The 23,173-nt window shown below is 63.1% G+C and carries 21 protein-coding genes and 2 pseudogenes; 5 read left to right on the top strand and 18 right to left on the bottom strand.

What is annotated here, in order from left to right:
- Nucleotides 1-498 precede the first annotated feature (498 nt).
- The 7 genes and pseudogenes from KHO33_RS32795 to KHO33_RS32770 all read right to left on the bottom strand — a co-directional run bounded on the left by KHO33_RS32795 (nucleotide 499) and on the right by KHO33_RS32770 (nucleotide 8,298).
- Nucleotides 499-1,260 (bottom strand): hydratase, encoded by a 762-nt coding sequence (locus KHO33_RS32795; RefSeq protein WP_200566791.1) that lies wholly within the window; start codon nucleotides 1,258-1,260, stop codon nucleotides 499-501.
- A 315-nt stretch (nucleotides 1,261-1,575) separates the two neighbouring features.
- Nucleotides 1,576-3,354, bottom strand: coding sequence for a methyl-accepting chemotaxis protein (locus tag KHO33_RS32790; RefSeq protein ID WP_200566790.1), 1,779 nt, complete (start codon nucleotides 3,352-3,354; stop codon nucleotides 1,576-1,578).
- 510 nt (nucleotides 3,355-3,864) lie between these two features.
- Nucleotides 3,865-4,905 carry a LacI family DNA-binding transcriptional regulator gene (locus KHO33_RS32785; protein ID WP_200566789.1) on the bottom strand — a complete coding sequence of 347 codons (1,041 nt, stop codon included), beginning with the start codon at nucleotides 4,903-4,905 and terminating at the stop codon, nucleotides 3,865-3,867.
- Nucleotides 4,906-5,013: 108 nt separating this feature from the next.
- Nucleotides 5,014-5,183, bottom strand: a pseudogene (locus tag KHO33_RS42295) (ABC transporter permease); the annotation flags it as partial.
- Between the two features lie 141 nt (nucleotides 5,184-5,324).
- Complete coding sequence (locus tag KHO33_RS32780) at nucleotides 5,325-6,287, bottom strand: sugar ABC transporter substrate-binding protein (protein WP_200566788.1); 963 nt, start codon at nucleotides 6,285-6,287, stop codon at nucleotides 5,325-5,327.
- Between the two features lie 348 nt (nucleotides 6,288-6,635).
- On the bottom strand, nucleotides 6,636-7,613 hold the full coding sequence (gene corA / locus KHO33_RS32775) for a magnesium/cobalt transporter CorA (RefSeq protein WP_093644961.1): 978 nt from the start codon (nucleotides 7,611-7,613) through the stop codon (nucleotides 6,636-6,638).
- Nucleotides 7,614-7,857: 244 nt separating this feature from the next.
- On the bottom strand, nucleotides 7,858-8,298 hold the full coding sequence (locus KHO33_RS32770; RefSeq protein WP_200566787.1) for a hypothetical protein: 441 nt from the start codon (nucleotides 8,296-8,298) through the stop codon (nucleotides 7,858-7,860).
- Nucleotides 8,299-8,573: 275 nt separating this feature from the next.
- Between KHO33_RS32770 and cydX the strand changes: the two genes are divergently transcribed.
- Both cydX and KHO33_RS32760 read left to right on the top strand, forming a co-directional pair.
- Nucleotides 8,574-8,723: a cytochrome bd-I oxidase subunit CydX gene (cydX, locus tag KHO33_RS32765; protein ID WP_128576616.1), complete on the top strand. Its 150-nt coding sequence runs from the start codon at nucleotides 8,574-8,576 to the stop codon at nucleotides 8,721-8,723.
- Nucleotides 8,720-9,340, top strand: coding sequence for an AAA family ATPase (locus tag KHO33_RS32760; protein ID WP_200566786.1), 621 nt, complete (start codon nucleotides 8,720-8,722; stop codon nucleotides 9,338-9,340). Before cydX ends, KHO33_RS32760 begins: the two co-directional genes overlap by 4 nt.
- Before the next feature lie 192 nt (nucleotides 9,341-9,532).
- Here the strand turns inward: KHO33_RS32760 and KHO33_RS32755 are convergent, their stop codons facing one another.
- From KHO33_RS32755 to KHO33_RS32745, 3 genes are all read right to left on the bottom strand, one after another.
- Nucleotides 9,533-10,630, bottom strand: coding sequence for a saccharopine dehydrogenase family protein (locus tag KHO33_RS32755; RefSeq protein WP_054039584.1), 1,098 nt, complete (start codon nucleotides 10,628-10,630; stop codon nucleotides 9,533-9,535).
- Nucleotides 10,631-10,854: 224 nt separating this feature from the next.
- Nucleotides 10,855-11,313, bottom strand: a complete 459-nt coding sequence (locus tag KHO33_RS32750) for an Lrp/AsnC family transcriptional regulator (protein ID WP_054039581.1) — start codon at nucleotides 11,311-11,313, stop codon at nucleotides 10,855-10,857.
- 160 nt (nucleotides 11,314-11,473) lie between these two features.
- Entirely contained in the window at nucleotides 11,474-12,358 is an 885-nt protein-coding gene (locus KHO33_RS32745) for a LysR substrate-binding domain-containing protein (RefSeq protein WP_054039579.1), read from the bottom strand.
- Nucleotides 12,359-12,545: 187 nt separating this feature from the next.
- On the opposite strand from KHO33_RS32745, the pseudogene KHO33_RS32740 reads away from it, so the two are divergent.
- Together KHO33_RS32740 and KHO33_RS32735 are read left to right on the top strand one after the other, a co-directional pair.
- Nucleotides 12,546-13,062: pseudogene (locus tag KHO33_RS32740) on the top strand (Spy/CpxP family protein refolding chaperone).
- Between the two features lie 175 nt (nucleotides 13,063-13,237).
- Nucleotides 13,238-13,675, top strand: a complete 438-nt coding sequence (locus KHO33_RS32735; protein WP_054039577.1) for a PGDYG domain-containing protein — start codon at nucleotides 13,238-13,240, stop codon at nucleotides 13,673-13,675.
- Nucleotides 13,676-13,787: 112 nt separating this feature from the next.
- On the opposite strand, the gene KHO33_RS32730 is transcribed toward KHO33_RS32735, so the two are convergent.
- From KHO33_RS32730 to KHO33_RS32695, 8 genes are all read right to left on the bottom strand, one after another.
- A complete protein-coding gene (locus tag KHO33_RS32730; RefSeq protein WP_054039575.1) occupies nucleotides 13,788-14,156 on the bottom strand; it encodes a DUF3022 domain-containing protein in 369 nt (122 codons plus the stop codon).
- A gap of 89 nt (nucleotides 14,157-14,245) precedes the next feature.
- Complete coding sequence (locus KHO33_RS32725) at nucleotides 14,246-15,049, bottom strand: YhfC family intramembrane metalloprotease (protein WP_200566784.1); 804 nt, start codon at nucleotides 15,047-15,049, stop codon at nucleotides 14,246-14,248.
- 71 nt (nucleotides 15,050-15,120) lie between these two features.
- Nucleotides 15,121-16,266 carry a LacI family DNA-binding transcriptional regulator gene (locus tag KHO33_RS32720; protein WP_200566783.1) on the bottom strand — a complete coding sequence of 382 codons (1,146 nt, stop codon included), beginning with the start codon at nucleotides 16,264-16,266 and terminating at the stop codon, nucleotides 15,121-15,123.
- Nucleotides 16,263-17,228 carry a 2-hydroxyacid dehydrogenase gene (locus KHO33_RS32715; RefSeq protein ID WP_200566782.1) on the bottom strand — a complete coding sequence of 322 codons (966 nt, stop codon included), beginning with the start codon at nucleotides 17,226-17,228 and terminating at the stop codon, nucleotides 16,263-16,265. Before KHO33_RS32715 ends, KHO33_RS32720 begins: the two co-directional genes overlap by 4 nt.
- 4 nt (nucleotides 17,229-17,232) lie before the next feature.
- Complete coding sequence (locus KHO33_RS32710; RefSeq protein ID WP_200566781.1) at nucleotides 17,233-18,528, bottom strand: MFS transporter; 1,296 nt, start codon at nucleotides 18,526-18,528, stop codon at nucleotides 17,233-17,235.
- A 240-nt stretch (nucleotides 18,529-18,768) separates the two neighbouring features.
- Nucleotides 18,769-19,752, bottom strand: a complete 984-nt coding sequence (locus KHO33_RS32705; RefSeq protein WP_200566780.1) for a sugar kinase — start codon at nucleotides 19,750-19,752, stop codon at nucleotides 18,769-18,771.
- Between the two features lie 144 nt (nucleotides 19,753-19,896).
- Nucleotides 19,897-20,670 (bottom strand): TIM barrel protein, encoded by a 774-nt coding sequence (locus KHO33_RS32700; protein ID WP_200566836.1) that lies wholly within the window; start codon nucleotides 20,668-20,670, stop codon nucleotides 19,897-19,899.
- A gap of 183 nt (nucleotides 20,671-20,853) precedes the next feature.
- On the bottom strand, nucleotides 20,854-21,852 hold the full coding sequence (locus KHO33_RS32695) for a LysR family transcriptional regulator (RefSeq protein ID WP_200566779.1): 999 nt from the start codon (nucleotides 21,850-21,852) through the stop codon (nucleotides 20,854-20,856).
- Between the two features lie 120 nt (nucleotides 21,853-21,972).
- Between KHO33_RS32695 and KHO33_RS32690 the strand changes: the two genes are divergently transcribed.
- Nucleotides 21,973-23,064 (top strand): YeiH family protein, encoded by a 1,092-nt coding sequence (locus KHO33_RS32690; protein ID WP_054039560.1) that lies wholly within the window; start codon nucleotides 21,973-21,975, stop codon nucleotides 23,062-23,064.
- Nucleotides 23,065-23,173: the final 109 nt, after the last annotated feature.

The raw sequence follows: 23,173 nt of genomic DNA, 5'->3' as shown, positions 1-23,173 counted from the left end.
GGCCTGTCTGCATGCGCACACTTTCTTGCATTGAGCGCGGACGTCATGCGTTTTCTGTGCCCGGGACCTTTTTTCATCAACGCGCGGCATTGCCGTTTGGTCTACAGCGACATGCGCAGTGTTACATGTTCGTTCGCCGCGCTCACCTGAGGCGCTCTTCACCGACGCATCGTCAAGCGGTTCGTCAACGCGCCGGCGGTATTGTTCCGCACTATTTCGCATGAAGTGCGGTGTGTTGCCACTGCTTGCTGCCCATGCCTGCCTCGCGCATTAACCGCGTCAGCAACATGGTTAGCCGCATGTATAACTGGATCACGGCAGCGCATCGGGCCGCTTCATAGGTGTATACGGCAAAGCGTGTGGTGCAGATGCGCCGGCAAATGTAAAACGGCCGCCCGCGGGCAGCCGTTTGCGTGATGCTTCGTAATCAGCGGTTACAAGCGAACCTTCACAAGCGGCCCTTCACAAGCGCGCCGTTACAAGTACACCGTGACACGCTCAGGTCAGTTCAATCTCCACTTCCCCAAGGCCGTCGATGTGGCCGCGCACGATGCCCGGCTTGTCCACATTGTGCGCACCGACGTACGAACCGGTGGTGATCGTCCATTCCGGCTCGATGGTGATGCCCATGGCGGCGCAATGGTTGACGAACCACACCAGCAGTTCACGCGGATCGCCGGCCGGATTACCCGTAGCTTCGGGCACCAGCGAGTTGCCGTCGAAGCTCAGCTCCAGTTCGGGCGATACAAAATCGAAGCTGCGTGCAAGACCCGCATAGGCAACCGGATGACCGGTGATCAATGCGCCGTTGTTCTGTGCGTCGGCCAGTTGCGCGAGCGGCGCGACATTGGGCCACTCGGCAAAGCGGCTATCGACGATCTCGATGGTCGGCAGCACGACGCCGACCTTCGACAGCACCTCGTCGCGCGCATAAGCCCGGCCGCGCGGTTCGATCGCCTCGGCGAAGCGGAAGGCGACCTCCAGCTCCACCAACACCCGGAAAAAGCCGGCATGGGCCACCCGCGCGGGCGACTGCAGCACCAGCGAAGCCGGAATCGGCGCGCCCGCGGCGGCCCCGCCCGGCGCTCTGGCGCCGATCTTCCACGCACCCGTCGAGTCGCCGAGGCCCACGATGACGGCCTGCTGGATCGCGTACGCGGTTGCTGCGTCAGGCGGCAGGCTGTCGAGTGGGGGCGCATCGATCGGGCGATGCTGCCGGCGGGCTTCGACGAGGCGGTGCGCGAGGTCGTGTTGCGTCATGTCGGTCCTTTATGGCTGGCGCGTTGAGCGATGGGTTGCCGCGCTGAGTTGCAGCAGTTGGGAGAAGCGGGCTCACGGTCCGCGCGCTGACTGCCTGGGCGGCGAGGTTGCCGTTACAAGCGGTAGTCGCGCCCGTCAATGTACCGGATCACGACGCTTGCCAGGGTGTCGACAACGCTTGTGAGCGTTACTTAGTCCGCAGACCATGAAAAAAGACCGCGGTTGCATGCGCAATCGCGGTCTTTGTCGTCATGCGGTCGATCCGCACAAGCACCGTTCCGTCTGATGCATCATCGGGAACGAATGTTGCTGCGCTCAGAACGTTTCCCAATCCTGATCGCTTCCGGCACTCGCTGCTGCCCGGGCCGGTGTCTTCGTGGGCGCGGCGGCAGCCGGTGCCGGTGTCGCTGCGGGCGCAGCAGGTGGCCTGGCTGCCGGGGTGGCTTGTGACGCGGAATGTGACACCGAATGTGACACCTTACGTGCCGCCGTCGAGCGAACCGGCGCGGCCGCGCGCTTCGGCGCCGCGCTCACCGGCGCCTTGAAACCGCTTTCTTCGAGCTGGAACACCGCGACCGCCGAACGCAGCTTGCCAGCCTGATCTTCGAGCGAAGACGCTGCTGCAGCGGCTTCTTCTACCAGCGCGGCGTTCTGCTGCGTCACCTCATCCATCTGGGTGACGGCGCGCGCCACCTGGTCGATGCCGCTGCTTTGTTCTTCCGAGGCCGCCGCGATCTCGCCCATGATGTCGGTCACCCGCTGCACCGCACCGATGATCTCGGTCATGGTGCGGCCGGCTTCGTCGACCAGCGCCGAGCCGGACTGCACGCGCTCCACCGAGGTGTCGATCAACTCCTTGATTTCCTTGGCCGCCGCCGAAGAACGCTGCGCGAGGCTGCGCACTTCGCCTGCCACCACCGCGAACCCGCGCCCTTCTTCGCCGGCCCGCGCCGCTTCCACGGCCGCATTCAGGGCCAGGATGTTGGTCTGGAACGCAATCCCTTCGATGATCGAAATGATGTCGGCAATCTTCGCCGAGCTTTGATTGATGTCGCCCATCGTGCCGACCACCTGGCCGACCACCGCGCTGCCCTTGTTGGCAATCTCGGACGCATTGGCCGCCAGCGAGCTCGCCTGGCGAGCGTTGTCGGCGTTCTGCTTGACCGTGCCGGTCAGCTCTTCCATGCTCGACGCGGTTTCCTGCAACGCCGACGCCTGCTCTTCCGTTCGCGAGGACAGGTCGATATTGCCGGCTGCGATCTGGCGTGTGGCCGTCGCGATCGATTCGCTGCCACTGCGCACCGTACGCACCGTTTCGGTGAGGCTGCGCTGCATTCTGGCGATACCTTCGAGCAGTTGCCCCATTTCGTCGCGCGAGGTGATCACGACCGGGCGGCGCAGATCACCCGCGGAGATCGCGTCGAAATGACCGAGGGCGGCGTCGAGCGGGCGGCCAATCGCGCGGCTCAACGTCAGGTAGGACAGCACGGCGGCAAGCACGCCGACCAGCAGTGCGCCAATGCTCACCACACGGAACACTTCGAAACTGCTTTGCGCGGAGTCGTAACCTTGCTTGGCCGATTCGAACTGGAATTTGCGCAGCGCGTCGTCCGCAGTGGCGAGGTCGTTGTACGCCGCCTGCAGGCGCTTGGCGCCGTCGACTATCTTGCTCTGGTCGTTCGCCGTGATGATTGCCGCAAACGCGTCCAGTTGCTGATGCAGTGCGTCGCGTTTAGCGATAACGTCCTGGGCGAGACGGTCTTCCCCGGTGTCACGCGGCAGGTCCATATACTTTTTCCACCACATGTCGGACGCCACACGCATCGCACGCGCACGTTCGAGCGTCGAGGCCACCTCCGGCGTGCCCATCATGAACGCGGCCCGATCGAGCGCCAGCCGTTCGCGCGCCGCATAGAGTTCGGCGTTGCCGATATCGACAGCGCTCGGCATTGCGTTGGTGAACGTATCCTGGTAAGCGTCGTTCGAACGGCTCATCCCGAACAAACCGAAAACGCCGATGGCGACCAGCAGCGCGGCGAGGAAAGCCATCGTGAGGCCTATCCGCGCCTTGATCGTGATGCCTTTGTTCAACATGCTCGTTCCTGTACTTAACAAATAAGAGGCTGCGTGCGCAGTGCGGGGTAGCGTGTGGCTCTGCGTACTTGGCGCTGATTTGAGGCGGCGCTCTAATGCTCCTGTTTACGGCACCTGATCTGCATACTTGAAGGATTTATATGGTATGAAGAAAGACGTTGTAAGCAATTGGAAGAAATTACAAAGCACTGACAGGCCGTGCTCATGCGGCGGTCACACAGCGTTTTGGGCATTCGGGAAATTGCATTGACTCGGCGCGGAAGCGCCGGACGCGGATAGGCGAGACGGATTCAGGCGGGATTCAAACGGGGTTCCAAACGGGGTCTCAAACGGAACGCTTGACCTGGGCAGCGCTATGGCGCGCCTGAAGACGGGCGCGAAGCGCTCACGCCCTGGCCGGCGCGAGTCTGTGCCCAACGCTCGCGCACGATTCAGCAGGGCGCAAAAGCGGCATGAAAGAGACCGACCGCAAAGCCTTCCAGCTCGCGCCCGGCAACGCAACAATCGATATCAGGCCGCCAGATCGCGCCTCGCCACGCCGGCCCATGTCGCGGTCGATTCGCGCACGATCAGGCGCGGCGACACGACACGCCGGCGACCCAGCGCGCGCGGGCTGCCCGAGGACGTCCCGGCAATGCGTTCGATCAGCGTCTGCGCGGCCATATCGCCGAGTGCGCGGACCGACTGCCCGACCGTCGAGAGCGCCGGATAGGTGAATCGTCCCAGTTCGATATCGTCGAAACCGATGATCGAGCAATCGCGCGGCACGCTGATATTGCGCTCCGCCGCGGCGCGCAGCGCGCCGATGCCCATCATGTCGTTGCCGGCAAAAATCGCCGACGGCTTCACCGTGTCGAACAGTTGTCCCGCCGCACGATGGCCGCCCGTTCCCGAAAAATCGCTTTCGACAATCGCCCCGGCCGGAATCTCGATGCCGCGTTCGGTCATGGCGCGAATGAAGCCGTGTACCCGCATGGCGCTCACCGCTGTCTTGACAGGCCCGGTGATGCAGCCGATCCGCACATGCCCCAGTTCGAGCAGATGCCGCGTCGCAAGATAGCCGCCCTTCTCGTGGTCGATCTGCACCAGATCCGCGTTCACGCCCTCGATATTGCGGTCCACGACGACCAGCGGCTCGCGGGCGTCGGCAAGCGTCTGCGCCAGTACCGCGTCGTCGCCCGCGGAGGCGACGATCAGCCCGTCGATACGCTTTTCCTGCAGAACGCGCAGATAGTTACGCTGCTTGGCCGGATCGTCGTCGGAATTGCAGAAGAACAGGCAGTAGCCGTTGCGCGCGCAACCATCCTCGATACCGCGCGCCATTTCCGCGAAATACGGGTTCGTACTGTTCGGCACCACCAGACCGATCGTCGCTGTCGCCCGCGCCTTGAGCGAGCGGGCCACCGCCGACGGTACATAGTGAAGCTGACGGATCGCGTGTTCGACCTTCGCGCGCACGTCGGCCGACACCGGCCGTGAGTTGTTCACCACGTGCGATACCGTCGTGAACGACACGCCTGCCACGGCCGCTACATCCTTGATCGTCGCCATAACCTGTTGCTCTCCTGCCTGTTGTTCCCGCCGGCCGCGCCATCTGGCGACCCACCGGACGTCTTCCTCGAAGACAGACCACACCCATGAATACTTGCTTTTATCGCACTGCCTGGCGATCGCGCTGAACGTCTCGCACGCCAGAAAGGCGAACCCAGCGGCGAGAACAGCACGATCATCGCCAGTAGCTCACCGGCGAGGCCCAGGTAATTCGAAAAGCCGAGCCGCATGCCGGCCGTCTTGTCGCTTACCTCTGGATTTAACGGCGGCGCAGGAGGTTTCTTGAGCGTTTATTGAATTGACGCGGATTCGCGTGCCTTTTGCTATGCATTCAGCATGCAGCGGCGTGAGCGCGAACCCGCGTGCTTCGGCGTGTGGCGGTGCTTCCTGTAGTGCTTCTTGTGCCTACTGCCCGGCGCTCATTTAGTCACGAGGTCACACGGCGTTTCCACCACGCCGGACAACTGCGACTGCTTCTTGTGTTCGCTGATCGCCTTCAACGCTGTGTCGATACCGAACACGGCCTGCTTGGCGGCGTACTGGTCGGCGGTGGCGAGCACGCGGCCGTCTTTAAGCATCGGCTTGATCGCGTTGATGTTGTCGTAGCCGACCACCAGCACCTTGCCCTGCTTGCCGGCCGCACGGACGGCCGAAACCGCGCCGATCGCCATATTGTCGTTGCCGGCGAGGAGCGCCTTCAGGTTCGGATACTCATTGAGCATGGCCGACGCCACCGCGTTGCCCTTGTCGATTTCCCATTCACCCGACTGCACCGACACGACCTTCGCGCCGACGGTCTGCATGGCGTCCTTGAAGCCCGCGGTGCGTTGCTGCGCGTTGGTGGTGGTCGACACGCCTTCGATAATGCCGACTTCATCGCCCGCCTTCAGTTTTTTGGCCAGATAGTCGCCGACCTTCTGCGCGCCCTTGCGGTTATCCGGGCCGACGAACGGCACATTCAGGTCTTTCGACTTGAGCACGTCCGGGTCGAGCCGGTTGTCGATATTCACGACGATGATCCCCGCGTCGACGGCCTTCTTGACGACCGGCACCAGCGCCTTCGAATCAGCCGGCGCCAGCACGATCGCATCGACCTTCGAGACGATCATCTGTTCGACGATGCGGATCTGGTTCGCCGTATCGGTCTCGTCCTTGATGCCGTTCGTGATCAGGTCGAACTGCGAGGCATTGTGTTTCTGGTAGTCCTTCGCGCCGGTTTCCATGGTCAGGAAGAACTCGTTGGCGAGCGACTTCATCACCAGCGCAACCTTCGGCTTATGGGCCGGCGTGGTTTGCGCGTAAGCGGAGGACAACGGCAAAGCAGCGGTGGCGGTGACGAGAACAGCGGCCGCCAGCATGCGGCGGCGAATGCGATGGCTCATGCCTATCTCCAGGGTTTGTTGGGCTCGTGTCGAGCCGCATTTTTAGTGATGAGCAAACGTTTGCGAGGCCTATTCTCAGCGTGCCATTCCCAGGATGTCAACGATTCGCAGTGTTGTGGTGCATCGGCGCGCAGACAATGCGTCGATGCGATGCGCTCGATGGCTTCGGCGCGGTACGGCGAACAGCCGCACCGGCAGGCTGTGTTCTGGCAACGGTCCCTCGCTCAGTCTGTGCATGGCAGATTCACCGCCGGCTGCAAGCTTAGCGGCCGGCGGGCTGCCTATGCTGGACTTTTATTGCGCACGGTGCAAGCGGGGAACCACGCGGGGCGATGGGCTAGCGGCGTGTCAGAGCCAGCCGGACTTGCGAAAGCGCCAGTACAGGATCAGATCCACGATCACCATCACGGCAAGACAGATTGGATAGCCGAACTTGTAGTGCAACTCCGGGATGGTCTCGAAGTTCATCCCGTAGATACCGGCGATCATGGTCGGCACCGCGAACAATGCGGCAAACGAGCCGAGCCGCTTGGTCACCTCGTTTTCGACCAGCGAGATCATCCCCAGATTGACCTGCACCGCGGTCACAACCAGTTCGCGCCGGCCATCGATGATTCTGACGATCCGATCGAGATGGTCGTAGACGTCGCGGAAATAGGCTTGCATGCCTCCGCAGACGCTCGGAATCCGGCCGCCCGTCAATTTGCCGACCGCTTCCTGAAGCGGCGCGATGTGATGCTGCAGGATCACGAGACGGCGTTTCAGCGAATACAGATCCTCAATGATTGCCCGCGATGCCACCGAATTGTTGCGCTCGAAAATGCGGTCTTCGAGTGCTTCGATCTCGTTGTTCATCGTCTCGAGGATCGGAAAATAACGATCGACGATGTCGTCCATTAGCGCATACAGCACGAATGCCGAGCCCTCCTTGAGCAATTCCGGCTCGCGCTCGCAACGGGCGCGAACATTCTGGAACCCGGTGCGCGTACCGCGGCGCACCGACAGCACATAGTTGTGTCCCACGAATACGTCGACTTCGCCGATCAGCAGTTCACCCGCTTCGTCCATTTCCACCGTATGTATGACGGCGAATAGCGACTCGCCGTACTCCTCGATTTTCGGACGCTGATGGCCGTTTTGCGCGTCTTCGATGGCGAGTTCGTGCAGACCGAATTCGTGCTGCATCACGGCCAGCTCTTCCGGCTCCGGGTCTTTCAGCGCAACCCAGACGAAGCACTCGGGCCGCGCCACATAGTCGCTGATGCTATCGATATCGATATCGGCCAGCTTCCGGCCGTCCTGATAGGCGGCGCAATTGATTAGCATGTTGGATGACCTTGAAAACGGAACAGACCGGCCGGCTTCGCACTATGCGTAAGCCCGGTGGCGAATCTGAGTGAACAAATACACGAAAGCCGACATGTTAAGGGCTCCGCGTGACCGTCATGTATCGAATTGTTAAATGTTCAGACTGGAACCATAGTTACAGCTTGCGTGCGGCAGCCAGTACAGTTCGAAACCGTTCAACAAGGCCCCGCCGCAACCCCGCGTTGTCAGACGCTGTCCTCCGTTACTGCGCAACCCGGCGCAAAACGATGCCGTGATCGTCGTCGAAGGTGACCGACGCGCGGTTCGTATAGCGTGTATCGGCCGTGACCGTAAAACGCATCTCCACGACCGGATCGAATTGCGTGGAGACACCGATGCGATGCACCCCCGGGCTCAGATAGAAGACCACATGTTCTCCGTTCATCAGATCGGTGACCTGCTCGCCGTCGATATACACCAAGGCATCGCGGAACCGGACGATGACGTCGCGGGAACGTTCGCGCCGCACGTCCACGGCGACCAGGCCGGTTCCCGGCTCCGTGTAGCCGGGCTGGACGATCCGCGCTTGCGGCACCTCCTTGAACGGAACGGGCTCGGCAGGTGTCGAGGCGCAACCGGCGAGCGACGCGATAGCCAACGCAAGCAGCGCGGCTTTGCAATGGAAGTGCGGACGCATCGGCATGCTGGGTCTCCCGTGTTGTTGGTGGTGTTGCTCTTGTTATAGGCGCATTGTGCGATCCTGGCCGAACGGCCAACTGTCTTTGCGCCCTCTTGCGCGCAGCCGCGTTCTTCTTCATGATCGCTGCAAAGCGCAGCGCTGTGGGCGCCGCGCGCTGCGGATTTACCCTCGGATCCGCTGCGTGCTACCTTTGTCCGCCCGCATGTTTGCTTCTCTGTACCGGCTATGCGTAATGCCTCACAGGTTGCCTCGCCGGACATACGATCAAGGAGACCGCGATGTGGTATTTCACCTGGATTCTCGGCATCGGCGTGGCGTTGGGCTTCGGCATCATCAATGTGATGTGGCTGGAGGCCAGCGGCAAATTCGCGCGTGACCCGCAGCACGCCGGCACTCCGCCCGCCGCGCCCGAGGACACGTCTTCGTGACCCACCTGGTTTTCTTCTGCGGTCACGCCGGCACCGGCAAAACCACCCTGGCGAAGAAGCTGATCGGCCCGCTGATGCAGGCGAGCGCGACGCCCTTCTGCCTGCTCGACAAAGATACGCTGTTCGGCGGCTACAGCGCGGCCGCCATGGCCATGCTGACCGGCGACCCGAACGACCGCGACAGCCCGCTTTTTCTGCAGCACCTGCGCGATCCTGAGTATCGCGGCCTGCTCGATACCGCTCGCGACAATCTCGAACTCGGCATCAGCGCACTGGTGGTCGGGCCGCTCTCGCGCGAAGTGCGCGAGCGGCGCCTCTTCGATCGTGCCTGGCTCGGTGTCGGCGCGGACGTGGCGCTGCGGGTCGTATGGGTCTACGTGTCCGAAGAAATGGCGCATCAGCGCATCGTCGCGCGCGGCAATCCGAACGATGCCTACAAGCTCGCGCATTGGGACGAGTATCGGCAGCGCCGCTTCGAGCCGAGCGGCGATATTTGCGAAGACCTGTTGATGTTCGACAACACCGCCCCAACCCGCGCGGATTACGAAGCGTTGCTCGCACGTCTCGTAGGCGAGCCGCCCGTGGCGCCTGCGATGCCGCCGCCGCTGCCTGTGTAGCAGCCTATGTCACAACCAGCGCCGCTGCCTGTATAGCACCGGCGTTTCAAACGAAAAACGCCCCGCATGGCGGGGCGTTCATCAAGCGGCCTTCTGCGAGGCCTGCTTCGTTGCTCGCGGCAATCACTACCGCGTCGTCGCACGGCCCTCGGTATTGAGCCTCTTTTGCAACCTCAACGCGACAGTCGCGGCTTACACCGTTGCCATCGCATCCAGCGACTGCCCTTCGTACAACTGGCCAAAGCGGTTCGCGAGGAAGTCGCGCAGCGACACCTGTTCCTGACGCACGAAACCGCTTTGAGGCAGCTTCTGCTCACGGAACAGATCGAGTACCGCGCACATCGCGCCGGCCGTGGTGATCTGAATGGCGCTCATCGGCACGCCGCACACCGTCTTCGCGAAGATCTTGCGGGTGAAGACTTCCTGCACCAGTTGACCGTCACGCATGCCGCTTACGGTGATGAACACCAGCACGACGTCTTGCGCGGTCGCGGGCACCGAGCGGCGCATGATGGTCTTCAACGTATCGCGGTCGCTCGCAAGACGCAGGTCTTCCAGCAGGAACTGCATCAGGTTGCGGTGGCCCGGATAGCGCACCGACTTGTAGTCGAGCGATTCGACTCGGCCCGCCAGCGTTTCGCATAGCGTACCCAGCCCGCCGGACGTATTGAAGGCTTCGTATTCGGTACCGTCGAGCGAGAAGTGTTCGAGACCTTCCAGCGGCTGCACCCACTGCGTGCGGCTGTCGCGGATCGCTTCGCACGGCTGGCAGTACTCGTTGATCAGACCGTCGACGCTCCACGTCAGGTTGTACTTCAGCGCGTTAGTCGGGAACTCCGGCAGCGCACCGACGCGCATTTTCACGTCGCGGATTTCGGTGAAACGGTTCGCCAGCTCATGCGCGGCGATGCCAATGAAACCCGGTGCGAGACCGCATTGCGGCATGAAGGCGTGATCGGCGTCGTCGGCGATTGCACGAATCGCGCTGGTGGCGCGCACGTCTTCGGTCAGATCGAAATAATGGACGCCCGCGCCCTTGGCAGCCGAGGCTACGTTCACCGCGAGGTAATACGGCAGCGCGTTGATGAGCGCGTCGAAGCCTTGAATGGCGGCGCGCAGTGCGGCGGCATCGGCGGAATCGACGCGGCGGGTCGGGATACCCTGGGCGGCGAGCTTATCGAGCGCATGCTGATCGCGGTCAAATGCGACAACGTCGTAGTCGCCAGTCTCACGCAACATATGGGCGATGGTGTGACCGATCAAACCTGCGCCAACAATGGCTACTTTCATGTCGCTTCTCCTGGTTTTTATCTGCTGTCTCCAGCTTGGGAAGTGCGCTGCGCTAAGGCGCTGCGCCCGGCGGGCTGAACCCTTGAGACACAGTTTAGGGAGAAGCAAAAACAGTTCATACGCGCAAAGTGCTGCGCTATGACCATGAACTTCGACGTTATGACGACGTAATCAGTCGATATGTCGAAAACATGTCAAAACGGCGTAAAAATTGGGCAGCGGAATCACACCATGCCACGGTCGATCTTGCGCGCAAGAATGATGGAAGTCGTGGTTCGCTCCACCCCTTCCAGGCCGCCAATCTCGTCGAGCAGATCGTTGAGGCGGTCGGGCGAATCGGCGCGCAGCCACGCGACATAGTCGAACTCGCCGCTCACCGCGCAGAGCAGTTGCACCTCGGGCATCTTGCCGAGACGTTTCTGCACGGCCGGCCCGTACTTCGGCGCGATGATGATGCCGACGTACGCCTGGATGCTCGAGTCGAGCACATCCTGGCCGAGCCGCACGCTATAGCCGCCAATCACGTTGCTGCGCTCGAGCCGGGCGATGCGGGCGATCACAGTGGTGCGCGCCACATCCAGTTGACGCGCGAGATTGGCGACGCTCTCACGGGCGTTGGCTTGCAACAGCGCAACGAGGTTGCGGTCGAGGTCGTCGAGTTGGTCGAGGCGCGGAGGTCTCATCGGGGGCGAAAGAAGTTGGTCGGTAGTGAAGGATTATCGCGCGTCCTAGGCATCGGGCGGCAGGCAGAGGAACCCCGAGCCATGGGTGACGCAAAGTGATGAGCGGATAACAACGAGCGCCAAACGGCAAACGGGAAACAAAGCCCGGCAAGCGCCAAGATCACGCCCCGAACCGCTCGATCACGAAATCGATGAAGCTGGTGAGCTTGGGCGTGGCGCGGCGGTCGCGTGAGTAAAGCAGATGGACGGGCGCGCCTTCCGGCAGATAGTCCTCCAGCACCGACACCAGTTCGCCACTGGCGATCTCCCTCGCAAGCAACGCCTCCGGCTGCAACACCAGCCCGAAGCCGCGCAATGCCGCAACCTTGAGCGCCTGGCCGTTGTTCGCCCGGAACCGTCCGGCGCGCAACTGGTTTTCGTCCGCGTCCTCGCCGCCCAGCCGCCACAAGCCCTCGCGGCCCCAATGCAGAAAGCCGAGGCATTCGTGCTGCATGAGGTCGGCCGGCGTGCGCGGTATGCCGGCCCGCGCCAGATACGCCGGCGACGCGCACGCGCGCATCCGGTAAGGCTTCAACGGCCGCGCGACGAAACTGGAATCCGGCAAACGGCCGATGCGCACCGACGCGTCGAAGCCTTCTTCCACGAGATCGATCACGCGATTCGACAGATCCAGTTCGAGGCTCACGTCCGGCCACGCACTCAGGTAGTCAGTCATCGCCGGGGCAAAGACTTCGACGCCATAGGTCAACGGCACCGTTACCTTCAGCACCCCGCGCGGCGCGGCCGCCATGGCCTCGGCGAGCGACTCCGCCGCCTTGACGTCGGCCAGAATGCGCCGGCACTGCTCGTAATATTGCCGGCCGATTTCAGTCAGGCTCTGGCGGCGTGTGGTGCGCGTCAGAAGCCGCGTCGCGAGCCGCGTTTCAAGCGAGCGGATGTGCTTGCCCACCATCGCCGACGAAATGTCAAAGCGCTCGGCGGCCGCCGTAAGACTGCCCGCCTCGACCACCGCAACGAAGATTTCCATGCTGACGAATTTGTCCACCCGCTATTTCCTGTTCGTTTCGGTTGTAAGCGTTTGTCGCACTGCAGCCGCATTGTAGGGATATCGTGATACTAATAGCGGCGACGGCGAAGTGGGCAGCCGGTCGCCTTGCGTCGCTATGCGAACGCGCGTCGAGCCGCTCGCCATGCTCGCCTTGTCATAATTCGAACAGACATCAGGAGTTTCGATGAAAAAAGCACTCGTAATGCTGGCCACCGCAGTCGCCATGAGCGGCGCATTCGCACAAACTTCCGCACCGGCCTCGGCACCGACGGGCACCCCGGCTTCGGCGCCGGCCGCCAAAGCAGGCCACGAGCGCAATGTCGAAGACCGCATCGCCTACCTGCACACGCAATTGAAGATCACGTCGGCGCAGGAATCGCAATGGAACGCGTTCGCCGATGTCATGCGCGGCAATGGCGAGACGATGGGGCAGTTGTTCCAGCAGCGCAAGGCCAACACGAATCTGTCGGCGATCGACGACATGAAGCAATACGCCACGATCGCGCAAGCGCATGCGGACGGCATGAAGAAACTGGTCGATGCGTTCGATCCGCTGTACAGCAGCTTCTCGCCTGAGCAGAAGAAACTGGCCGACGTGACGTTCCATCAGGGCGGCCCTGAAGGCAGCCATCGTCACAATGGTAAGGGCAGCGCCAAGAAGGCGCCGGCCGCTGCCGAGTGATGCGACTCTGAAGCTGTAAGAGACTAGTTACACGGTTGATGGCGCGCGGCGCGGGTTTTCGCGCTGCGCGCGCCGTTTTTTTGCCTTTGGCAAAAGAACCCGATCTTCAAATGCATCTGGCATGATTGCGAGTACACAGCGTCGGGGCGCAAGGTCCCGGCCAGGCTGGCCATATCTCCACACCCACTCGCTTCATGACCGAACTCAAAAATCTCGATCTGAGTCAAGATGCCGACGCCCAGCGCGTCGTCAAAAACGAAACCGTGCACGTTGAATTCGCTGCCGCCGAAGGCCAACTGATGAGCCTGGAAGGCCCGAACCGCTATGCCCGCGGCGACGCACTGATCACCGGCTCGACCGGCGACCGCTGGGTCGTCTCGCGTGAACGTTTCGATGCCAAATACCTGCCGGAAGACGCCGGCCTCGCTCACGGCGAAGCGGGCGCATACCGTAATCGTCCCGCGGTCGTGCTGGCCAAACAGATGAATGAAGCGTTTTCACTGGCCCGCTCGGCGAGTGGCGGTGACGTGCTGCACGGCGCGGCCGGCGACTGGATCATGCAATACGCCCCCGGCGACTACGGCGTGGTGCAGGCCGCACGCTTCGCGAAGGTTTATCGGCTCGCGGACTGAGTCACAGCCCGTGATTCACAGCCCGTGAATCGTGGCCGGCTGGGCGTTATAAGTCCAGCCGCACTCGAGCCCGCCGTCTACCCAACGGCCCAGGGGTCGCGAGCGAATCGCTTCAGGCAAACTCGTCGCCGAGATCCACTGTCACATCGCGCGGCACCGCCTCACCGTTCGCGTACTGTTCTTCAAGCGAGCCAATACTCGCTTCGACATAGGCCCGCAGCACGGCAAAACTCCGGCCTCGCAGCCGCGCCGGCAACGCGCGATAACGTGCCAACGCCGTCGGCGCGATCACCACGGCCATCACAATCCGGCGCGCGGTCGAACCGAAACGCATGGCCACCCAGTGAATCGCCAGCGTCGGCGTGCCGTCTTCGCCCGCACGCTGGATGAACTGCGTCTGCTCGGGAAACAGATCGCTGATAACGCGCGCCAATTCCTCGAATTCGGGATTCGCGCAATCGTATTGGTAAGCTTCTTCCATGAAGTGTGCCGAAAGGATGAGCCTGAACAGCGTACCGCAAGGGTACGCCGAAAGTTAGAAAATCGCGGATGGCCTGGTTGACACCTGACTCACGCGGCAAGCGCCGGGCGACGGAACGCTCTGAACAACAGGCCCGCGACGATCACCGCCCCCACCGCATACACGCCGTCCACGGCAGCGAGCGGCACGAGCTGCGCCTGGAACAACGCAGCCGGCACGTCGACCAGCGCGTGCAACGCAATCGCGAGCGGCAGGATTCCACGCCAGCCCGCGCGCAGGCCGCGCCACATCAACACCGACAAGCCGATCTGGAACACCAGCGCGGCCACCCGTTCGAGCGCGAAAATGCCGGCCGTCTGCGGCGTCAGGCTGGCGAGGATCAGATGGATGCGCATCACCGAGTCGGTCGGCAGATTGCTCAGATAGCCATCCAGTTCGCCGCGGTTTTCGAAGATGGCAAACAGAATCCATTGAATCTGCACCAGCACGCCGACCAGCCAGGCTTCAGCGCCGCCGTGGCCGAGGCCGTAGGTCAGCGCCGTGCCGTCACCGGTGCCCGCAGCGGACTTCGCTGCCGCACGCTTGAGCAGCAGCCGCATCCCGATGAACCGCCCCACTTCCTCGCAGATCCCTGCCGCCAGCGCGCCATACACCACGAAGGCCACTGGATTGGACAGGAAGGTGGCGGTCGCTTCGTTCCGATGCAGCACGTAGTCGTTCAGCGCGCGCTCGATCACCATCGCGAACAGCGCGAATACGGCGATGCCGGTGATCGCGTCGCGGGGGTTCAGCGCGAGCGGCCGGCGCAGACGGCGGTAGATCAGGAACGGTAAAGCGGCGATGAACAGCGTCGCGACGGCGAGGCTCGAGAGGGTAAGCGGTGCAACAACCATGGGTTTCCTTGCGATGACCGGCGCGCACCCGCTGCGCGCCGCAGCCCGAATGATCGCAGATCAGCGCGAGGTCAGCGCAAAGTTGAGGCGCGGACGATCAATTCGCCTGGCAAGAGGCAGTCGCGCGCGGTGGCCTGAACCCCTTCGATGCGCTCGTGGAGGAACTCGACCGCGCGATAGCCGATCTCGTAGGTCGGCTGGCGGATCGCGGTGATACCCGTCAATTCGGCCCATTCGGGATCGTCGATCGAGAGCAGCGCGACGCGCGTCTGCCAATCCGGGCCGTAGCGTGCTTTCAGATGCAGCGCGAGACACAGTGCGACGGGCGCGTTGGCCGCGAACAAGGCGATGCGGCTGCCTTTGCCGCCGGTGCGATCTGTGACGCTGCTTGTCGCGTCGCCTGTCACGCTGGCCGCAGCCCCGCCAAGGCCGCCAGCCGCATCAATTGCGCGATCCAGTTCAGCGAGGGCGCGCTCGACCGCCGCCGGCTCCGCAAGATTCAGCACCAGCGTATGCCCGTGCGCGCCGCCTTTGCCTTTGCCGCTGCTAGTCCCACCCGCGCCGCCCTCGCCGCTCATCACCTCGCGAAATGCCGCCTCGCGCAGTTGCCGCGAACTGACTTGCTCGAAGGGCTGCACGACAAACCAGATGTCGTCGAAACCATTGTCGAGCAGATGCCGCGTGCCGAGCTCGGCGGCCGCCCGGTTGTCCAGCCCGACCATGTCGGCGACGAGCCCATCCACCGAACGGTCGACCAGCACCGCCGGAATCCCGCCGCCGCCCACCGGCCGCAGGGTTTCCTCTCGCACGCCGAGTGCGTTGACGATCACGCCTTCCACGCGATACGTGGTCAGCAGTTGCAGATAGCGCCGCTCCATTTCGACTTCGTTGGCCGCGTGGCAGATCAGCGGCATCAGCCCGAGCGCATGGCAAGCGGCTTCCACGCCTTGCAGCACTTCGACGGAATACGGGTTCGTCAGGTCGGCGAGCAACATGCCGATCAGGCGATTGCGGCCACGCTTGAGGCCGCGCGCCATCTGGTTCGGCTGATAGTTGAGACGCTCGATGGCCGCCTCGATGCGCGCGCGCAATTCCGGCGACAGCACGCTCATCTCGCCGTTCAGGTAGCGCGAGATGCTGGTCTTGCCCGTGCCGGCTTCGCGCGCGACGTCGGTAATCGTCGCGCGGCGCGGGGCGGCAAGCGGCGTCGTACTCATTTCTTCAGCACTTCACGGTTGACGATATTGGTCGCGAGCGTCCCGTCGAGCGCGGCGACGAGGTTTTCCGCCGCGTTAAGCGCCATCGCATGACGGGTCTCGTGCGTTGCCGAACCAATGTGCGGCAGCGCGACCACGTTGGCCATTTTCAGCAACGGCGAATCGGCCGGCAGCGGCTCGGTCTCGAACACGTCCAGACCCGCGCCGTGAATCGTGCCGTTTTGCAGAGCTTCGATCAGCGCCTGTTCATCGACCGTGGCGCCGCGCGATGCGTTGATCAGAATCGCGCTCTTCTTCATCGACTTGAATTCGGCCGCGCCGATCATGTGCTTCGTCTCGGGCGTAAGCGGCACTTGCAGGCACACGAAGTCAGCGGTGGCGAGCAACTCCGCCAACTCGACGCGGCGCGCGCCGTAAGCCTGTTCCGCCTGCGCATTCGCGCTGCGATTCGTGTACAGCACCTTCATGTTGAAGCCGAGCGCCGCGCGCCGCGCGACCGCGCCGCCGATCCGCCCCAGCCCGACGATACCGAGCGTCTTGCCCTGCACGTCGACACCGAAATGCGCGGGTCCGATGCTTTGCTTCCACTCGCCCGCCTTCACCCAATCCGCGAGCTCGACCACGCGCCGCGCCGACGCGAGAATCAGCGAGAACACCGTATCCGCCGTGGACTCGGTCAACACGTCCGGCGTGTGCGCAAGCACGATGCCGCGGCGCGTGAGGTCGGCAACATCGAACTGATCGAAACCCACCGAGATGGTCGACAAGGCCTTCAGCCTGCTTGCGCCTTCGAGCATCGCCGGCGTGATTTTCACGCTCGAACCGATGCCGCCGTCCGCGTCCTTCAATGCGGCGACGAACGTATCGTGCTGCGCAGGGTCGACCTGCACGACTTCCGCATGCTCTTGCAGATACGCGAGCACATCCTCAGGCAGCGACTTCCAGGCGACGATCTTCTTCATCAGCTTATTTTCCTTGCAACGGTGTAGCGAGCGTGGCGCCCTTGGTTTGCGGCTGTACTTGCGCCTGCGGTTTGACGATCAACGTCAGAATCACCGCGGCGATCAGGGCTACGCTCATAAACGCATAGGATGCCGCGGGTGAACCAGTCGCGCCATTCAGATAGCCGACCACGTACGAGCCGACGAACGAACCGAGCGCGCCCATGCTATTGATCAGCGCCATCGCGCCGCCCGCGACGTTCTTCGGCAGCAGTTCCGGCACGATCGCAAAGAACGGCCCGTACGGCGCATACATTGCGCCACCGGCAATCACCAGCAACGCGTACGACAGCCAGAAGTGCGTGGAGCCGAGCGCATACGACGCGGCGAACGCGATCGCGCCGACCAGCAGGAACGGCCACACGAACACTTTACGGCGGTTGAGTTTATCCGATGCCCACGAAGCCGCAAGCATGGCGATCGTGGCGGCCAGATACGGCAACGCCGAAAGCCAGCCGGTTTCGACCATGCCGAGCGTCGAACCGTTCTTCAGAATCGACGGCAGCCACAACACGAAACCATACACGCCGATGCTCCAGCAGAAATATTGCGCGCACAGCTTGATCACGGCGGGCGTACGGAACGCTTCGCTGTAATTGCGCATCGGCTTGATCGCGGCCTGTTCGGCGCGCAGGGTTTCGGCGAGGTCGTCCTTCTGTTGCTGCGTGAGCCACGACACCTGCTGCGGCTTGTCCTGCACGATGAACCACCAGCACACCGCCCAGAGAATCGCCGGCGCGCCTTCGGCGATGAACATGTGACGCCAGCCGAACGAATGCACCAGATAGCCGGAGACCACCGACATCCACAGCACCGTCACCGGATTGCCGAGAATCAGGAAGGTGTTGGCGCGGGAGCGTTCGCTCTTCGTGAACCAGTTGCTGATGAAAATCAGCATCGCCGGCATCACCGCGGCCTCGACCACGCCGAGCACGAAGCGGATCACCATCAGCGAGGGAATATTGCTGACCATCCCGGTTAGAGCCGCGCACCCGCCCCACAGGATCAGGCTCCAGAACACGAGCTTTTTCACGCTGCGGCGTTCCGCGTATATCGCGCCGGGAATCTGGAAGAAGAAATAACCGAGGAAAAACAACGCGCCGATCAGCGAAGATAAACCCTTACTGATGCCGAGATCCTGGTTGATGCCGGCAGCCGATGCAAAACCGTAGTTCGCGCGGTCGAGATAAGCCAGGCTGTACGTGATGAATACGATCGGCATGATCGTCCACCAACGGCGAATTGCAAGCGATGAAGTCATGGAAGTCTCCTTTGTCGACCAGAGTTAGTGCTTTAGCACTTACTCTGGTCCCATGCAGTTGCGGTCGACCAGAGTTGGTGCAAAGCACTTGCTCGGGTCCCATGCAAGAAAGTTGCTAACGGCTTCCCGAAGCAATGATGGACGGTCATGGGGCGCTGTTCGGGCGCTCTTGCTGTTATCGAGCCAGCTAATGCTGAACGGCTGAACGGCTGAACGCGGCGTTGTGCGAGGCACAGACGCTCAAGCCGCGGTTGCAATGTGCAGCGCGTCGGCACGCTCGAGCGCGTCGAGTTCGGCACGGCTCGGCAGGCCTTCCGAATCGCCGATCACCTGAATCGCCAGGGCGCCGATGCGGTTGCCGCGCGCGACCGCTTGCGGCAGTGTCTTTCCCTCGAGCAACGCACTGACCACACCGACGGCGAAGCCATCGCCGGCACCGACCGTGTCCACCACCTTCGTAACCGGCTGACCGGCGATCACGGCGGCATCGTCGACGGTGCGGAAGTACGCGCCTTCTGCGCCGAGCTTGATGATCACGCCGCGCGCGCCCTGGTCGAGATAAAACCTGGCGATGTCGTCCGGCTGCGTATAACCGGTCAGAATCTCGCCTTCGCCGATGCCGGGTAGCACCCAGTCGGCCAGTGCGGCGAGCGCATTCAAGCCTTCGACCATCGCGGCGCGCGAGGGCCATAACGTCGGGCGCAGATTCGGGTCGAACGAGATCGTCTTGCCCGCGGCACGCATTTCACGCGCCAGATGGAAGGCGAGTTCGCACGAACTGGCCGAGATAGCCGGCGCCACGCCCGTCAGATGCAAGTGACGCGCGGGCAGCACGTAATCGGCCACGTAGTCAGCCAAGGACAGATGGCTTGCCGCCGACCCTTTGCGGAAGTATTCGATGGCCGGATCGCTGCCGTCGTCGTTCTTCGACTTCAACTGGAAACCGGTCGGGTAGCGCTCGTCGGTGGTCACGCAGCGCTGGTCGATGCCTTCTTTCGTCAGCGTGTCGCGCACGTATTGGCCGAACGAATCGCTGCCGACGCGGCTCATCCAGCCCACCTTGAAACCCAATCGCGACAAACCGATCGCTACATTCAGATCGGCGCCCGCGACGCGCTTGGTGAATTGCCCGACACCGGCGAGTGCTCCGGTTTCGGCGGCCACGAACATGGCCATCGCTTCGCCGTAGGTGATGACATCGAGTGCTGCGTTTGTGTTGCTCATGCTTCGCTCCTGCGTGTTCCTGTTTACTGCCTGTCTTTTGCTTGCGCTTCTCTGCATGCTTCCGCCCGTACCGCGTGCACTGCTCCGCACACGCTTTCTGCCGGGCATTTTTTGGATACCGCTCTCTCAGGTCCTACGCGCCGCTTACGCGGCGGCCAGCCATACGACGTAGTGCGCCGCGTCCGCATCGATACGGTTCGCATCGAACGGAAATTCAATGCCGCGCGGCACGTGGCGCGGCAGCCTGTCGAGCACCGCGGCGAACTGCGTGTCGCCAGCGGCCGGCGCGGCGGGAAAGCGTCGTGCGCCCTCGCCCACCGTCGTCTTGCAATGGATGTATTCAACATGCGCCGCCAGCGGCCCGGCGGCATCGAGCGGCGCGACATCGCGCCAGGCCCAGTTGCCGATGTCGAAGGTCATGCCGAGCAGGCCGGCGTGGCCTTCACGCTCCAACGCGTCGAACAGGCCGGTGAATTGCGCCAGCGAACCGCCTTCAGCCAGTTGACCGTTTTCGACCACGAGCCGTACGTCCGCACAGCGCATGTAATCGGCGATCACGGCGGCGTTAGCCTCGGCGCTAAACCCGCCGAGTTGCAGCTTCACGAAGCGCGCGCCTAACGCGATCGCTTCTTCAATCGAGACGCGCAGTGCGTCGGCGTCGAGCCCGCCATCCGGCGTGTACAGCGATGCGGGTGTCGAGTAGACGGACCACAGCCCGAGTTCCACAATCTGTTTGCCGAGCGCGCGTAACGCCTGCGGCGCGGCGGCGGCTTCGTCCGCGAAGAGTTCGCGACGCACTTCGAAGCCCGTGGCGCCGGCCTGTTTGCTCGCGGCGGCCCACTTCAGATGACCGTGCGTGCGAACCGCGTCCATCCCGAATGCGCTTGCGACGATCACCACGTCCACTGCCTCAGTCATGTCGAATTTACTCAAACCTGTCTCTTGATCAGCGCTTGGAACCGGTTCCAAACACGTTTCGAAAAAAAGCGCCGAGGCGCTTGCGATGCCCGAATAGTGCGCCGGGCGAGGTGTCATGCACCATAGTGGAAATCCCCAGGCGAGCCTGGCACGGGCGGGGGCGCGAGGCTCGATGTGGTCTGTTCAGGGCCCATCCGCAAGACACAACGCGAGAAACTGCTCGACCACCCGCGACGGCGCACTCGCATGCGGCACCAGAATCGACAGCCGCCGCGTCAGCGGCTCGGGGCTCAACGAGAACAGACACAGCGCGCCGTCCTCATGCCGCATCGACATCGCCGAGACGAAGCCGATGCCCATACCCGCCCGCACCGCCTCCTTGACGCCTTCGACCCCGGCAATCTCCAGCGCCACGCGCATCGGCACGCCGGCCCGGGCAAAGGCACGCTCGACGATCTGCCGCACGCCCGACCCGGCCTCGCGCAGCACCAGCGGATGTGACCCGAACGCGGCCAGCTCCGCCCGCCCGCCGTTGATACCCGCTCCGCTTTCCAGCGCCCCCTGCGCTCCGCCCTCTACTGCTCCTGATACTCCGATCCCGTCCACCCCTGCTGCTGCGACAGCCCCACCACCCGTCTGCGCCAGCGCCACCGCCAGCGGATGCGTGCGCGGCATGATCGCGACGATCTCATCCTCGCGCCACGCGTGCACCGCGGTGTCCGGCGGCAGATCCGAGCCGACCGGACCTTCGATCATCGCAATATCCACCGAACCCAGCGCGCCGACGATTTCCGTGGTGTTGCCATCGGCGGTATGCAGCGTCACGTCGGGATAGTGGCGATGAAAGCCGGCGATCAGGTACGGCAGCAGATAGCTCGCCGGCGTGGTACTGGCGCCGATGCGCAAGGTGCCCTGCTCGAGGCCGCGCAGCGCGTCGCGATACGCATGCGCCTGCCGCCACGTATCGCGCAGCCGGGTCGCATAGCTGGCGAGTTGCTCGCCGGCGGGAGTCAGGCGCACGCCGCGCCCGTCTCGCAGGTAAAGCGGTTCGCCGAATTCGTCCTGCAACTGGCGCAATTGCCCGGACACGGCCGGCTGCGACAGATGCAGCGCCACAGCCGCCCGGCTGATGTTGCGATGCTCGGCGACAGCGGCAAACGTTATAAGTTGGTCCGGGGTCATGGCTGGCTAAATATCCGTTGAGCTGATACTTCACATTCTAAATCACGATTTTTCATATCGATATATCTAATTTAGGATTGGGCCTATCGAATCAAGACAGTCATAGAAAGGCGCTACGCCATGTCCACCGCTCATCTCACCGCTTCCGCTGCACCCGCCGGGTCGTCCACCCGCGGCCAACTCAACGGCGTTCTGTTCGTTGCGCTGTTCGCCGCGGCCGTGACCCGCATCGCGTCGATCCCGGCCATCGCTGGCCTGGGCCTGAGCCCGCTGATCGTCGGCATCGTGGCCGGCGCCATTTACGGCAACGCGCTGCGTGACGGCATGCCCGAAAGCTGGGCGGCCGGCGTCAACTTCTCGGCGCGCAAACTTCTGCGCATCGCTGTGGCGTTCTTTGGGCTGCGCGTCAGCCTGCAGGAAATCGCTCAGGTCGGCTTGCCCGGTCTCGCTGAATCGGTGCTGATCGTCGTGAGCACGCTGGTGATCGGCACGTGGGCCGGCATGAAGATCATGAAGCTCGACCGCGACACGGCGCTGCTGACGGCTGCGGGCAGCGCGATCTGCGGCGCGGCTGCCGTGCTCGCTTTCGAGTCGACGCTGCAATCCAAGCCCCATAAGAGCGCGATGGCGGTAGGCAGCGTCGTGCTGTTCGGTACTCTTTCGATGTTCCTTTACCCGGTGTTGTTCAAGGCGGGCTGGCTGCATCTCGACACGGTTGGCGCGGGCCTGTTCTTCGGCGGCACGATTCACGAAGTGGCGCAGGTGGTCGGCGCGGCCAGCAACGTGAGCCCGGAAGCGACCCACATCGCGACCATCGTCAAGATGACCCGCGTGATGCTGCTGGTGCCGGTGCTGCTGGTCGTCGGCATGTGGGTGAACCGCTCGGCACGCAACGCGGCCGCCTCCGCAACAGCCGAAGACGGCAAGCAACACGCCCCGCGCAAGCTGGCGATTCCCTGGTTCGCGCTCGGATTCCTCGCCTTCGTCGTGATCAACTCGCTGCACGTTCTGCCGGAAAGCACGACCAGCACGCTGAACATGCTCGACACCTTCGCGCTCACCATGGCCATGACCGCGCTCGGTATCGAAACCCGTATCGCGCAGATCCGTCAGGCCGGCCCCCGCGCATTGACCACCGGCTTCATCCTGTATGTGTGGTTGATTGCCGGCGGACTGGGTATCACGTGGACCGTCCAGCACCTGTTCGGCTAAGCCGCCCCCGCCTTCCCGCCAACCCCGCCGCGTGCGGGGTTTTGTGCGTTCAGGAGAACCATCTGTCACTCATGCGCGGCATACTGGTTGCTGACGTTGTCCGTTCACG

It is taken from the genome of Paraburkholderia nemoris (assembly GCF_905221015.1).
Lineage (GTDB): Bacteria > Pseudomonadota > Gammaproteobacteria > Burkholderiales > Burkholderiaceae > Paraburkholderia > Paraburkholderia nemoris.
Note: the sequence above shows the minus strand (reverse complement) of the source record. Positions and strands in the feature narration are given on the sequence as shown.

Bases quoted from the DNA above. Each gene is read 5' to 3' on its own strand.
- KHO33_RS32795 (WP_200566791.1), bottom strand. From the start codon at position 1,260: ATGACGCAACACGACCTCGCGCACCGCCTCGTCGAAGCCCGCCGGCAG.
- KHO33_RS32790 (WP_200566790.1), bottom strand. From the start codon at position 3,354: ATGTTGAACAAAGGCATCACGATCAAGGCGCGGATAGGCCTCACGATG.
- KHO33_RS32785 (WP_200566789.1), bottom strand. From the start codon at position 4,905: ATGGCGACGATCAAGGATGTAGCGGCCGTGGCAGGCGTGTCGTTCACG.
- KHO33_RS32780 (WP_200566788.1), bottom strand. From the start codon at position 6,287: ATGAGCCATCGCATTCGCCGCCGCATGCTGGCGGCCGCTGTTCTCGTC.
- corA (WP_093644961.1), bottom strand. From the start codon at position 7,613: ATGCTAATCAATTGCGCCGCCTATCAGGACGGCCGGAAGCTGGCCGAT.
- KHO33_RS32770 (WP_200566787.1), bottom strand. From the start codon at position 8,298: ATGCCGATGCGTCCGCACTTCCATTGCAAAGCCGCGCTGCTTGCGTTG.
- cydX (WP_128576616.1), top strand. From the start codon at position 8,574: ATGTGGTATTTCACCTGGATTCTCGGCATCGGCGTGGCGTTGGGCTTC.
- KHO33_RS32755 (WP_054039584.1), bottom strand. From the start codon at position 10,630: ATGAAAGTAGCCATTGTTGGCGCAGGTTTGATCGGTCACACCATCGCC.
- KHO33_RS32750 (WP_054039581.1), bottom strand. From the start codon at position 11,313: ATGAGACCTCCGCGCCTCGACCAACTCGACGACCTCGACCGCAACCTC.
- KHO33_RS32735 (WP_054039577.1), top strand. From the start codon at position 13,238: ATGACCGAACTCAAAAATCTCGATCTGAGTCAAGATGCCGACGCCCAG.
- KHO33_RS32730 (WP_054039575.1), bottom strand. From the start codon at position 14,156: ATGGAAGAAGCTTACCAATACGATTGCGCGAATCCCGAATTCGAGGAA.
- KHO33_RS32725 (WP_200566784.1), bottom strand. From the start codon at position 15,049: ATGGTTGTTGCACCGCTTACCCTCTCGAGCCTCGCCGTCGCGACGCTG.
- KHO33_RS32720 (WP_200566783.1), bottom strand. From the start codon at position 16,266: ATGAGTACGACGCCGCTTGCCGCCCCGCGCCGCGCGACGATTACCGAC.
- KHO33_RS32715 (WP_200566782.1), bottom strand. From the start codon at position 17,228: ATGAAGAAGATCGTCGCCTGGAAGTCGCTGCCTGAGGATGTGCTCGCG.
- KHO33_RS32710 (WP_200566781.1), bottom strand. From the start codon at position 18,528: ATGACTTCATCGCTTGCAATTCGCCGTTGGTGGACGATCATGCCGATC.
- KHO33_RS32705 (WP_200566780.1), bottom strand. From the start codon at position 19,752: ATGAGCAACACAAACGCAGCACTCGATGTCATCACCTACGGCGAAGCG.
- KHO33_RS32700 (WP_200566836.1), bottom strand. From the start codon at position 20,670: ATGACTGAGGCAGTGGACGTGGTGATCGTCGCAAGCGCATTCGGGATG.
- KHO33_RS32695 (WP_200566779.1), bottom strand. From the start codon at position 21,852: ATGACCCCGGACCAACTTATAACGTTTGCCGCTGTCGCCGAGCATCGC.
- KHO33_RS32690 (WP_054039560.1), top strand. From the start codon at position 21,973: ATGTCCACCGCTCATCTCACCGCTTCCGCTGCACCCGCCGGGTCGTCC.